At 62.2% G+C, this 12,783-nt stretch carries 10 protein-coding genes and 1 pseudogene; 2 read left to right on the top strand and 9 right to left on the bottom strand.

What is annotated here, in order from left to right; all coding sequences use genetic code 11:
- The first annotated feature begins 14 nt into the window (after nucleotides 1-14).
- Nucleotides 15-593: a TetR/AcrR family transcriptional regulator gene (locus MF410_RS22795; protein WP_097629205.1), complete on the top strand. Its 579-nt coding sequence runs from the start codon at nucleotides 15-17 to the stop codon at nucleotides 591-593.
- Between the two features lie 73 nt (nucleotides 594-666).
- Nucleotides 667-1,407 carry a 3-oxoacyl-ACP reductase family protein gene (locus tag MF410_RS22790; protein WP_097629204.1) on the top strand — a complete coding sequence of 247 codons (741 nt, stop codon included), beginning with the start codon at nucleotides 667-669 and terminating at the stop codon, nucleotides 1,405-1,407.
- A gap of 81 nt (nucleotides 1,408-1,488) precedes the next feature.
- Here the strand turns inward: MF410_RS22790 and MF410_RS22785 are convergent, their stop codons facing one another.
- The 9 genes and pseudogenes from MF410_RS22785 to MF410_RS22745 form a co-directional block, all read right to left on the bottom strand.
- On the bottom strand, nucleotides 1,489-2,586 hold the full coding sequence (locus MF410_RS22785) for a chemotaxis response regulator protein-glutamate methylesterase (RefSeq protein WP_097629203.1): 1,098 nt from the start codon (nucleotides 2,584-2,586) through the stop codon (nucleotides 1,489-1,491).
- 7 nt (nucleotides 2,587-2,593) lie between these two features.
- Nucleotides 2,594-3,451 carry a CheR family methyltransferase gene (locus MF410_RS22780; protein WP_097629202.1) on the bottom strand — a complete coding sequence of 286 codons (858 nt, stop codon included), beginning with the start codon at nucleotides 3,449-3,451 and terminating at the stop codon, nucleotides 2,594-2,596.
- Between the two features lie 29 nt (nucleotides 3,452-3,480).
- Nucleotides 3,481-3,957: a chemotaxis protein CheW gene (locus tag MF410_RS22775; RefSeq protein ID WP_003590275.1), complete on the bottom strand. Its 477-nt coding sequence runs from the start codon at nucleotides 3,955-3,957 to the stop codon at nucleotides 3,481-3,483.
- Between the two features lie 2 nt (nucleotides 3,958-3,959).
- The gene (locus MF410_RS22770) at nucleotides 3,960-5,768 is read right to left on the bottom strand and encodes a methyl-accepting chemotaxis protein (protein ID WP_131711044.1); all 1,809 of its coding nucleotides are present in this window, start codon (nucleotides 5,766-5,768) and stop codon (nucleotides 3,960-3,962) included.
- A 215-nt stretch (nucleotides 5,769-5,983) separates the two neighbouring features.
- Nucleotides 5,984-7,906 (bottom strand): methyl-accepting chemotaxis protein, encoded by a 1,923-nt coding sequence (locus MF410_RS22765; protein ID WP_131711045.1) that lies wholly within the window; start codon nucleotides 7,904-7,906, stop codon nucleotides 5,984-5,986.
- A gap of 235 nt (nucleotides 7,907-8,141) precedes the next feature.
- Nucleotides 8,142-9,852: pseudogene (locus tag MF410_RS22760) on the bottom strand (methyl-accepting chemotaxis protein).
- 31 nt (nucleotides 9,853-9,883) lie between these two features.
- Complete coding sequence (locus tag MF410_RS22755) at nucleotides 9,884-10,393, bottom strand: chemotaxis protein CheW (protein WP_097628786.1); 510 nt, start codon at nucleotides 10,391-10,393, stop codon at nucleotides 9,884-9,886.
- Nucleotides 10,390-12,417 carry a chemotaxis protein CheA gene (locus MF410_RS22750; RefSeq protein WP_097628785.1) on the bottom strand — a complete coding sequence of 676 codons (2,028 nt, stop codon included), beginning with the start codon at nucleotides 12,415-12,417 and terminating at the stop codon, nucleotides 10,390-10,392. Before MF410_RS22750 ends, MF410_RS22755 begins: the two co-directional genes overlap by 4 nt.
- Nucleotides 12,414-12,782, bottom strand: a complete 369-nt coding sequence (locus MF410_RS22745) for a response regulator (RefSeq protein WP_003585726.1) — start codon at nucleotides 12,780-12,782, stop codon at nucleotides 12,414-12,416. Before MF410_RS22745 ends, MF410_RS22750 begins: the two co-directional genes overlap by 4 nt.
- Nucleotide 12,783: the final 1 nt, after the last annotated feature.

The following is a 12,783-nucleotide window of genomic DNA, read 5'->3' as shown; positions in this document are numbered from 1 at the left end:
GTAGAAGCCTCGTCATGGCACGACACAAGGAATTCGATCGCAACACCGCCCTTCATGCCGCCATCGGCGTATTTTCCGAGCACGGCTATGAAGGCACCTCGACCGAGGAATTGCTGACGGCGATGAAGATCAGTCGGCAAAGCATGTACGACACCTTCGGCGACAAGCGCGGCCTCTATCTGGAAGCGCTGAAGCGCTACAATGTGGAGAGCATCGACAAGATCATCGCCGATCTTCGCCGCGAAGGCCGGCCGATCGAGGCGCTGGAAGGTGCTCTCGTCGCCTTCGCCTCGCGTCCCGCTGCCGAGGCGCGGCGCGGCTGCCTCGGTGTCAGCGCCATCTGCGAATTCGGCCGCACCGATGCCGAGGTCGCAGCTCTTACCGACAGCGCCGGCCACGCGCTTCACGCGGCGATCGAGAGCCTTCTCGGTGAGGCTCGCAGGACCGGAGACCTCGCAACAGATATCGATATCGCCAACGCCATTCCGTTTCTCGGCGCTGCCCTGGCGGGCATGAAAGTCAGCGCCCGAAACGGCGCCCCACCCGAGACGCTCCGCGCTATCGCACGCATGGCAATCAGAAGCCTTCGCTGACGACGGGGCAATTCCGAACCGGCCTTTCCACGGCCAATTCTAGACTGATCAATCCAAAACAAAGGAAACCTGCATGTCTCAATCCCTTTCCACCAAGATCGCCCTCGTCACCGGCGGTTCGCGCGGCATCGGTGCCGCCATCGTCCGAAGGCTCGCCGCTGACGGCGCCGCCGTCGCCTTCACCTATTCCAGTTCCGAGCACAGGGCGAAGGCAATCGTCGCCGAGCTGGAGACTGCTGGCGGCAAGGCGCTGGCGATCCGAGCCGACAGTGCCGATGCGAAAGCCGTAAAGGATGCCGTTGCGCTGACAGCCGAGACCTTTGGCGGTCTCGACATTCTCGTCAGCAATGCCGGGATTCTCATCCTCAACCCGCTCGACGACTATTCGCTCGAAGATTTCGACCGGATGTTTGCCGTTAATGTCCGCGCCGCCTTCGTCGGCATCCAGGCAGCGGCAAGACATATGAAGGAAGGCGGCCGCATCATCACCATCGGCAGCGTCACCGCCGATCGCAGCGGCTTTCCGACCTCCGCAGTCTACAGCATGACGAAGGGCGCGATCGCCTCGATGACCCGCGGCCTCGCCCGCGATCTCGGTCCACGCGGCATCACCGTCAACAACATCCAGCCCGGCCCGACGGCGACCGACATGAACCCCAATGAAGACGATCATGAACGCCTCAAGCCACTGATGGCGCTTGGCCGCCTGGGTGAGGACCGCGAGATTGCCGGCCTCGCCGCCTATCTCGCCAGTGCCGAGGCCGCCTTCGTCACCGGCGCCAGCCTGACGATCGACGGCGGTTATCTCGCCTGAAAGAGAATCTGCAGGGTGATAATCAAAAGCCGGCGGCATCTTGCGATACCGCCGGCTTCAGCCGCTTCCGTTGAAACCGACTTAAAACTTCTGCTGCGTTATCAGCACTTCGCGAGCGATCTGATCGAGCGGCAGGATACGGTCGACGCCGCCTTTGGCGATCGCCTCCTTCGGCATGCCGAAAACGACCGAACTCGCCTCGTCCTGCGCCACCGTGTAGGCGCCTGCCTCATGCATTTCCAGCATGCCGCGCGCACCATCGTCACCCATGCCGGTCATGATGATCCCCATGGCGTTCGAGCCGGCCGAGCGCGCCGCCGAGCGAAAGAGCACGTCGACCGAAGGCCGGTGCCGCGACACCAGCGGCCCGGTCTTTACGCTCACATAATAGCGCGCACCCTGGCGTTCGAGCAGCATATGCTTGTCGCCTGGCGCGATCAGCACGTGGCCGCGCAACACGGGATCGCCGTCGACGGCTTCCTTGACCTCCACCTCGCAGAGCCCGTTTAGCCGCTTGGAGAAGGCGGCAGTGAATTTCTCCGGCATATGCTGGACGATCACCATGCCGGGCGCATTGGCCGGCAGTTCCTCCAGTAACTCGCGCAGCGCTTCGGTGCCGCCGGTGGAGGCGCCGACGCAGACCACCATCTCGGTCGTCTTCGCCATCGCCCGTCCCGTCGGCGGCGGCAGCATCGCATCCGCCGTCAGCTTTTTGGTCGGTCCGTCGGCCGAAGCCGAGCGGATGGTTCCGGCAGCGCGGCGGACGGTGGTAAGCCGCGCATGCGAGGCGCTCTTGACGATTTCGCGAATGCGTATCGCATCATCGGAAAGACTGTCGGCGGCCCCGATCTTCGATTTCAAAATGACGTCGACGGCGCCGGCCTCCAGCGCCTGGATCAGCGTTTCCGAACCGGCTTCCGTCAGCGACGAGCACATCACGACAGGGATCGGCCGCTGCGCCATCAGTTTGCGCAGGAAGGTGATGCCGTCCATGCGCGGCATCTCGACATCGAGCGTGATGACGTCGGGGATTTCCTCCAGCAGCTTGCGCGCGGCCACGAAGGGGTCGGACGCCACCGCCATGATCTCGATATCGGGATCCTGCTCCAGCACATGCGTCAGCGTCTGACGGATGCTGGCGGAATCGTCGATGATGAGAACGCGGATTTTCTTAGCCATGAAGCCTCTAAATGCGCTGAAACACCGTGTTCGAGACCTGCTTCAACGGCAGATCGAAGCCGGTGATCGATTCGGAATGGCCGATGAACATGTACCCTCCCTTCGCCAGGCAATCGCAGAGGCGGTTGAGCACGCCGGCCTGAGTTTGCTTGTCGAAGTAGATCAGCACATTGCGGCAGAAGATCACGTGCATCGGCTCGCCGATCGGATATTTCTCGTCCATCAGGTTCATGCGGGCAAAACCGATCCTGCTGCGCAGTTTCGGCGTGATGCGCACCTCCCGCCGATCCGGTTGCTTGGCCGTCAGCACATATTTGCGCTGCAGGTCGCACGGCACCGGCGCGATGAGATCTTCCGGGTAGATGCCCCGGCGCGCCGTCTGCAAAACGTCGGTGGAAAGATCGGTCGCCAGTATGCTGTAGGATACGTCGTTGCGGCCTTCGGTGAATTCCGCCAGCACCATCGCCATCGTATAGGGTTCGGCTCCCGTCGAGCAGGCCGAACTCCAGGTGCGAATGGTGCGGACGCCGCTGCCGGCAATCGCCGGTAGCGCCACGCTCTGCATATAGTCGAAATGTTTGGCTTCGCGGAAGAAGTCGGTCTTGTTCGTCGTCACTACGTCGATCAGGTAGACGGTTTCCTGGGCAAGACCGTCCTGATTGAACAGGAAGTCGCAATAATCGTCGAAGGTCGCGTGATTGGTTGCCCGAAGGCGGCGCCTCAGCCGCCCCTCGAGCATCGTCAGCTTGGTCGGCGGCATCTTGATGCCGCTATAGTCGTAGATGAACCGGGCAAGCTTGTCGAAATTGCGCTTGCTGATCCGGTCGCCCGGCAATTGGGTTTCCACCGCTGTTGCCATACTCATAAAACGTAGTACTCCGAGTGACGAAGCGGTCAGGCCGCCGATTGCAGTGCAGAGGCGTCCTCGCGCGACAGCAACCGCGCCAGATCGATGATGACGACAAAGCCGTTTTCACGGCGAACGACGCCGGCGATATAGTCCGAACGCCAGCGCACGCCGATATCGGGCGCCGCCTCGATCTGGTCACGCCGAAACGGCGTGACCTCGAAGACGCGGTCGGCAACAAGGCCGAGGGTGAGAAGCCGGCTTTCCATCGGCACGTCGAGGACCAGCACCCGCGTATGCGGGGTCGGCTCGGTCTTCGTCATGCCGAGCTTCAATCGAAGATCAATCGTCGGCACGCCCTGCCCGCGCACATCGCGCAGGCCGAGCAGATAGTCGGGACCATTCGGAATCTTGAAAGCTTCCGCATAGTCGAGGATTTCCCGGACGACCTCAACCGGCACGGCGAAAATCTCCTCGCCGAGGCTGAAGGTCACGAATTGCGCTTCCAGAGATGTTGGAGCCATGATCAGGCGCTTTCCTTGAATTCGACGTCCCCATCATCGGGACCGCCCATGGAGAGATCGAGTGCGAAGCCCTTTGCCCGCGCCTGCTGACCGGCGATGCTGTTGGCGGCGAGCTTCCTGCCGCCGAGGCTGCGGCCGGCGACCGGCGCCGGGTTGCGGACCGTTACCCTGGCGGCCGGCAGGCGGGATTGGCGATCACCTGCCGTATCGACCTTGAAGAAAGCGATCGACGTCTGCAGCTCTTCCGCCTGGCTCGCAAGCTCTTCCGAGGTCGCAGACATTTGCTCGGAGGCGCCGGCATTCTGCTGGGTTACCTTGTCGAGCTGCTGGATCGCCTCGTTGATCTGCGCCGCGCCGATATCCTGTTCGCGGCAGGCCGCACTGATCTCGGAAACCAGCTCGGCCGTCTTGCGGATGTCCGGCACCAGGCGGCCAAGCATTTCGCCCGCTTCCTGGGCGGCCGTTACCGTATCGCTCGACATCGAGCTGATTTCGGCGGCCGCCGATTGGCTGCGTTCGGCAAGCTTGCGCACTTCCGAAGCGACGACGGCAAAGCCCTTGCCGTGTTCGCCGGCACGCGCGGCTTCCACGGCGGCGTTGAGCGCCAGCAAGTCCGTCTGGCGGGCGATTTCCTGGACGATGCCGATCTTTTCGGCGATGGTCCGCATCGCCTGCACGGCGCGCGACACCGCTTCGCCGCTCATCTCAGCATCCTTGGCCGACTGGCGGGCGATCTTCTCGGTCTGCGCGGCATTGTCGGCATTCTGCTTGATGTTGGCGGCCATTTCCTCCATCGAAGCGGAGGCCTCTTCGGCCGAAGCCGCCTGTTCGCTGGCGCCCTGCGATACCTGCTCCGAGCTTGCCGAAAGTTCCTGGCTGCCGGCCGAAACATTTTCTGCAGCCACGATCGCATCGGCGACGACACCGCGCAGGCGCTCGACCATCTGTTCGAGTGCAATGCCCAGCGTATCCTTGTCAGACAGCGGCTTCGGGGACACCGTCAGGTCGCCGCCGGCGATCTGCGCGGCGATGTCAGCGGTGACGCGAAGGTTGTCCGTCATCGTGTTGATCATTTTGACCAGATCTTTGATCTCGTCGTTGCTCTTAATCTCGACCTTCTGATTCAGGTCGCCGATTGCGACGGCGCCGGCAACGTCGATGATCTTGCGCAGCCCGCTGTTGATGCCGAACGCGATCCACAGCGCAGCGGCAAAAGCGATGACGGAGGCGCCTATTGCGAGACCGATCAACATGTTCTTCGTGGAACTATAAAGAACATCGGTGTCGTTATCGGCCTGCGCCATCGCCTTCTGCTGTAGCCCGACGAGTCTTCCGAAAACCTCTTCCATTTCCGCGACGAGGGCGCGAACCTCCCCTGAGGAAAGCGCCACGGCGCCTGCTCTGTCGCCACTTTCCTGTATGGAGGCGACTTTGTTGGAGCCTTCATCGAAACGTTTGGCAAGCTCGACCAGCCTGTCCCAGCTAGGCTTGCCCTCAGCGGTTGCCAGCTGTAGGCCGCTTGTCACCAGCGTGAGCATTTCATCCACGCTTTTTGCCGAATTCTGATAGTCTTTCCTGGCGATTTCGGGGTCCATTTCCAGAAGAGCGTTCTTCTGCCAACGAACAGCGTCGAGCTCGGCAGTTTGCGCTTCCAGAGCCAGTTCCAGCCTCTTTGCAGGACCGGCAATGAGATCGCTGACGGCATCGTTCAGCGAGCTGAGGCTGAAGATCCCATAAACCGCGCTGCCCACCAGCAATAATATGACAAAGCCGAATGCAGCCGCGAGTTTGAGTTTGATCGTAATACGCATCTCAATATTCCTCTCAGAGAGCGAAGCAATAAATATGGTCCAAGTGGCGCGGCATCATGCAGCAAAGAAATTCCCATCCGGCGAAACCGACGGAGGACATGAATAAACTTCCGTGTCGCTTCCCCAAGCGCCGAAAGCCTGCGTCACGGGCCATTCTGGCTGGCCCATCACAGTTGCGAAGGGGATAGCGCTCATGCGCTTTCCCCAGAGAGTACCTACGCGCTCTCCCGAAACTCGTCATCGGCCATGTCCGGACCGCCCATCGACATGTCGAGGGCAAAGCCCTTCACGCGGGCCTGCTGGCCGGCGACCGTATTGGCCGGCGTCTTGGTGGCCGGCTTGCGCGGGGCGGCCTGAGGCCGGCTGCGGGCGACAGCCTTTGCCACCGGCGCGCGCTCACGGTGTCCGCCCGCCATATCGACCTTGAAGAAAGCGATCGACGTCTGCAGCTCTTCCGCCTGGCTCGCAAGCTCTTCCGAGGTCGCAGACATTTGCTCGGAGGCGCCGGCATTCTGCTGGGTTACCTTGTCGAGCTGCTGGATCGCCTCGTTGATCTGCGCCGCGCCGATATCCTGTTCGCGGCAGGCCGCACTGATCTCGGAAACCAGCTCGGCCGTCTTGCGGATGTCCGGCACCAGGCGGCCAAGCATTTCGCCCGCTTCCTGGGCGGCCGTTACCGTATCGCTCGACATCGAGCTGATTTCGGCGGCCGCCGACTGGCTGCGTTCGGCAAGCTTGCGCACTTCCGAAGCGACGACGGCAAAACCCTTGCCGTGTTCGCCGGCACGCGCTGCTTCCACGGCGGCATTGAGAGCCAGCAGATCGGTCTGGCGGGCGATCTCCTGAACGATACCGATCTTCTGGGCGATCGTGCGCATGGCATCGACGGCGCGGGAAACGGCCTCGCCGCTGGCTTCCGCATCCTTGGCCGACTGGCGGGCGATCTTTTCCGTCTGAGCCGCATTATCTGCATTCTGCTTGATGTTCGACGCCATCTCTTCCATCGAGGCAGAAGCTTCTTCGGCGGAAGCCGCCTGTTCGGTAGCGCCCTGCGATACCTGCTCGGAGCTTGCTGAAAGCTCCTGGCTGCCGGAAGAGACATTTTCCGCCGCTGAGATCGCATCGGCAACGACGCCGCGCAGGCGCTCGACCATCTGCTCCAGGGCGAGGCCCAGCGCATCCTTGTCGGAGAGCGGCTTCGGGGACACCGTCAGGTCGCCGTTTGCGATCTGATCGGCGATGCCGGCGGTGGTTCTAAGGTTGGAGATCATGCTCTGCATGGCGATGCCGAGCGCATCTTTGTCCGACAGCGGCTTTGCATCGGTGCTGAGGTCACCCATGGCGATCTGGTCGGCAAGGGCCGCCGTGGCGCGCAGATTGGCGGTCATGGCGTTAACCGTATCGATAAGATCCTTGATCTCGTCGTTGGTCTTGACATCGACTTTCTGGTTGAGGTCACCGATTGCGACAGCGTTTGCGACCATCGTGATCTTTCGCAGACCATGGTTGATTCCAAGGGTGATCCACAAGGCGGCGCCGAGCGCGATGAGCACTGCAAATCCGGAAGCACTGCCGAGGATCAGCTTGGTCGAGCCATAGAGCTCGGTGTTTGACGCGGCGGTCGCCTTCATTCCTTTGCGCTGGATTTCGACGAGAGCCGCGATTGCGGTGCCCATATCGTCGGTCATTGTTCTCAGCTCACCCAGTGAAAGCGCCAGCGCGCCGGCTTGGTCACCTCTTGCGTCAAGTTGCTGCAGTTCGGCGGATCTTTCGCGGAACTTCGCGCCAATCGTCTGCAACTTCTCCCAATATGGCTTCCCCTCCGGCAAGGCGATGGCAAGGCCGCTATCGACAGCTCCGAACATCTCCTGCAGGTATTGGTCGGCGTCCTTATAGAAAGCGGCAGCAGTTTCGGGATCCGTGGAGAGAAGTGCGTTCTTCTGGGAACGAATGGCGTTGACTTCGGCAACATTGGCGGTCAGTGCCAGCTCCAGACGACGGACTGAGCCGTTGATCATCTGGGCGCTTGCATCATTCAAAGTTCCGAGACTCATGCTTCCGTAGACGGCGATGCCGATCAGCAGCAACGTCATGATGCCGAAGGCAAGGCCTAGTTTGAGTTTGATGGTGAAACGCATGTGATACCCCCGATTTGCGGTCAAAACGAATGGAGAGAAACATGTCCCCCTGGCGGGACGTCGAGCTTGGAAGGATGTGTCTGAAAGGGGACAAGCGACTCATTCGCTTCCCGGTGGCCGACATCTATCGATCGCAGCACCAACGCCTACACGCGTTGGGGGTATTCCCGCCTCGGGTCGCTGGGGCAACCCGAGGATCACGTTGGCGAAAGCACTTATGCGCTTTGGGGAGCGCCTATGCGCTCTCCCTGAAGTCGTCATCGCCAGCGTCTGGACCGCCCATCGACATGTCGAGAGCAAAGCCCTTGAGACGCTGCTGCTGAGCCGAAACCGTCTGGCCGCGGCCCTGGCCGTAGGCCTGCGGAGCGGACTTGCGGACAGAGGCAGAGGAAAGGAGACCCTTGGGCGACGCTTTTGGCTGCACCTTGTTGATGCCGGGCCGCGGGCTGCCCGCCGTATCGACCTTGAAGAAGGCAATCGAGGTCTGCAGTTCTTCGGCTTGGGAGGCGAGTTCCTCTGAAGTTGCCGACATCTGCTCGGAAGCGCCGGCATTCTGCTGCGTCACCTTGTCGAGCTTGCTGGATCGCTTCGTTGATCTGCGAGGCGCCGATGTCCTGTTCGCGGCAGGCCGCACTGATCTCGGAGACCAGTTCGGCCGTCTTACGGATATCGGGTACCAGACGGCCGAGCATGTCGCCGGCATCGGCAGCGGCCTTGACCGTATCGCTCGACATCGAGCTGATTTCGGCCGCGGCCGACTGGCTGCGTTCGGCAAGCTTGCGCACTTCCGAAGCGACGACCGCAAAGCCCTTACCGTGTTCGCCGGCACGCGCCGCTTCGACGGCAGCATTGAGCGCCAGCAGATCGGTCTGGCGGGCGATTTCCTGGACGATGCTGATTTTCTGGGCGATCGTGCGCATGGCATCGACAGCGCGCGTCACCGCCTCACCGCTCATCTCGGCATCCTTGGCCGACTGGCGGGCGATCTTTTCCGTCTGAGCGGCATTGTCGGCATTCTGCTTGATGTTGGCGGCCATTTGCTCCATCGAAGCGGAAGCCTCTTCAGCCGAAGCGGCCTGTTCGGTGGCGCCCTGCGACACCTGTTCCGAACTTGCCGAAAGCTGCTGGCTGCCGGAAGAGACGTTGTCGGCAGCCGACAAGGCGTCGGCGACGACACCGCGCAGGCGTTCGATCATCGTGTTGACGTTGCCCAGAAGCTCGCCGATTTCATCGTGGCTGGTGATATCGGCCATCTTCGTCAGATCACCTTCCGACACTTCGCGCACCACGATGTTGGCGCGGTTGAGGCCCTTGCTGATCGAGTTGGCGATCCAGAAGGCGGTGACGGCGGCAATCAGCAGAGCTGCGGCGGCCACCGCAACCATCGTCGTGCGCGTCGTCATATATTGCGCTTCGGCACCGTCGTCGGCAGCCTTCATGCGCTGCTTTTCAAGGGTCAGGATTTCGCTGAGCGTTGCGTCGATGTCGTTGGCAGCGGCCCGCGCCGTGGTGACGGAAATCGTATTCGCGCTTTCGGCATTGCCGGCTTTCACATAGTCACGGATCTGATCGTCGGCTGCATTGAAGGTCTTGGAAAGCTCGGCGATGCGCGCCCAGCGCGCCTTGCCCTCTTCCGTTGCCAGCGCCAGCACCTGGCCGAAAGCGTCGGCGAAGTCCTTGCGGGCCTGATCGCCCTTGGCAATCGAACCGGCCGTCTCATTAGCGGTCCGGGCGGTGAGCAGGTTCTTCTGCTGGCGGATGGCCTCAAGCTGGGCAATGTTGATCTGCTGCGCGAGATCGAGACGAGCTGCCGGACCGGAGAGAAGTCTATCGATCGTGTCGTTCAGCGATCCAAGGCTGAGGACACCGTAGGCGGCGGTACCCACCAGCATCAGAATGATGAACGTGAACGCCGTCACCAGTTTCGTCTTAATTGTCATTCGCATCGTCAAACCCCCAAGTTTGAATTCATCCGGGTCAACTGGCGGCTCCCGCCGCCTTGTGCCTCGATGAAAAAATGGCCTGCAGGTTCGGGAGAATGATAAACTCTCCGCCCCTCTTCACCAGGCAGTTGATGTAGTCGGCGCGCCAGCGCATGCCGATGCTCGGCGGCGCCTCGCTCGCGGATTTTGCAAGTGTCGTCACCTCGTTCACCTTGTCGGTTCTGAGGCCGACGAGCGTCTGCTCGCCCTGCAGGTCGATCTCGATGACGATGATGCGGCTGTCGATCGTTGCCTCTGCTGCTTCCATCCCGAAGGCGAGACGCAGATCGGCGAGCGGAATGACCTTGCCGCGGAAGTTGATGACGCTGGCGACGAAGGGCTGGCTGCCCGGCACCGCGGTCTCAGGAAGCAGGTCCAGGATTTCCTGGACGATGACCGCTTCCAGCGCGAAGGTTTCGCCATTGAGATCAAAAGTCAGGACTTCGACTTCCTCGGCATAGCTCCAGTGATTGTCGAATCGTTCGGCTGTTGCTGCTGCACTCATCCTGCTACACGCAATTGCGCCTCCTGTTGCTGACCCGCGGCAACCAGGTGCCCGACGTCGAGAATGAGAGCGACGCTGCCGTCGCCGAGAATGGTCGCGCCCGAGAAGGTCGCGACGTCGTTATGCAGTTTCGACATCGACTTGATGACCGTCTGGTGGTCGCCGATGATCTGATCGACGACGAGGCCGACACGTTCCGTGCCGGTCGAGATGACGACGACCTTCTGGTGCACGTCGGGTTTGGTGCCGGTGCGGAAGAGGTCGCGCAGGCGCAGGAACGGCACCAGGCTGTCGCGCAGCGAGATGAAGCTGCGGCCCCGCGAGCGGAGATCTTCCTCGAGCGACAGCTCTAGGCATTCCTCGACCGCCGAGAGCGGGATGACGTAACGGCCGGAACCGACACGCACCAGCAGGCCGTCGATGATGGCAAGCGTCAGCGGGATGCGCAGCGACACTTCCGAACCCTGTCCCGGCACGCTGACGATGTCGATCGCGCCGCGAAGCGCTTCGACCGTCTTCTTGACCACGTCCATGCCGACGCCGCGACCAGATAGATTGGTGATCGCCGCCGCCGTCGAGAAGCCGGGAGCGAAAATCAGCTGCAGCAGCTCGGAATCGGAGAGTGGCTGGCCGGGATGAATAAGGCCCGAGGATTCCGCCTTGGCGCGAACCCGTTCGCGGTTGATGCCGCGGCCGTCGTCCTTGATCGAGATGATCACCTCGCCGCCGGCCTGGCGAGCCGAAAGGATCACCGTGCCGGCTTCGGTCTTGCCGGCGGCAAGGCGGTCGGCAGGCGTTTCGAGACCGTGATCGATCGAGTTGCGCACCAGATGCACCAGCGGATCGGCCAGCCGCTCGATGACGGTCTTGTCGACTTCGGTGCTCTCGCCCTCCGTCACCAACTCGATCACCTTGCCGGTTTCGCGGGCGAGATCGTGGACGAGGCGGCGGAAACGGGAGAACAGGGTGGCGACCGGCACCATGCGCAGCACCATCATCGTGTCGCGCAACTCGCCGGAAAGGCGTTCGATTTCTTCCGAGACGGAGCGTAGCGCGATATCGGCGCTGGCGCTGGCAAGCTGGCTGAGACGCGATTGGGCGATGACGAGCTCGCCGACGCGGTCCATCAGCTCGTCGAGACGCTCGGCGGGAACCCGGACATTCTCAGCCGCCTTCGCCTGGCTGACGGCGGCGGGCGGCTCGCGCCTCGCCGGCACCGCCTCGACGGGACGAAACTCGGGAACAGCCGCAGAGACTGCGGCGACGGGGAGACGTGCTGCCTTTTGCTCGATCGGAGCAACATCTACCGTGGCCGGCCCGTCGATCTCCTCGACACTGAGTTCCATATCGTCGAGCACGAAGATGAAGACGTCGTCGATCGCCGAGCGGTCCTGTTCGCTGGTCAGCATCACGTCCCAGGAGATATGGAGTTCCATCGGCGTGAGCTCGCCAAGAGGCGGAATGGCCGAGGTGTTGGCGCGCACGGTGCATTCGCCGAGGTCGCGCAGCTCGTCCAGCAGGCCAAGCGGGTTGGTGCCGTTGGCCATCGAGTTGGCCGGCAGGCTGAAGCGGATGCGCCAGCTGCTTTTCTTCTTCGTCGACACCTCACGCACGATTGCGGGTGTGGCAACAGCGGCCGGCGCCGCCGGCCTGCCGCCGACGGCCGCCTGCAGCTGCGCCAGAAGCTTGCTGCCAGTATCGCCGTGATCGGCGTCTGGCTGGTCGACGAGGGCGCGCATATGGTCCTCGGCGGCAAGAACGGCGGCGACGAGTTCGCTGGTCGCCGCGACCTCGCCCTTGCGGACGCGGTCGAAGGCGGTTTCGCAATGATGGGTGAAGGCGGCGAGCGCCTCGAAACCGAACATCGCGCCGGAGCCCTTGAGCGTGTGAAGCCCGCGGAACACGGCGTCGACGAGATCCTTGTTGTCGAGCTGGTGGGTCAGGTCGAGAAGACCCGCCTCAATCGCTTCAAGGCATTCGGCAGCCTCCATGCGGAACACGGCAACGGGATCGAGCGTGCTCATCGTCCGAGAACCTTCTTCACGATCTTCACGAGATGTTCGGGGTCGAACGGCTTGGTCAGCCAACCCGTAGCACCCGCGGCCTTGGCGCGAGCCTTGAGATCCGCATCCGATTCCGTCGTCAGGAAGATGATCGGGACGCCGGCCTGCCCGGGCAGTTTCCGCAGTTCCTCGATCATCGTCAGGCCGTCCATGACCGGCATGTTGAGATCAGTCACGATCAGATCAAAGCGGCCACCCTTGGCCGTCGCCAGGCCCTCGGCCCCGTCGGCGGCTTCGGTGACGCTGTAACCGGCATTGCTCAGCGTGACCTTGGTGGTCAGGCGGATGCTAGCGGAATCGTCAACAGTCAGGATATTTGCACTCATA

Source organism: Rhizobium sp. C104 (genome assembly GCF_022354505.1).
In the GTDB taxonomy this organism is placed as follows: Bacteria; Pseudomonadota; Alphaproteobacteria; order Rhizobiales; family Rhizobiaceae; genus Rhizobium; species Rhizobium redzepovicii.
The sequence above is the reverse complement of the archived record's forward strand: the minus strand, read 5'-3'. Positions and strand labels throughout refer to the sequence as shown.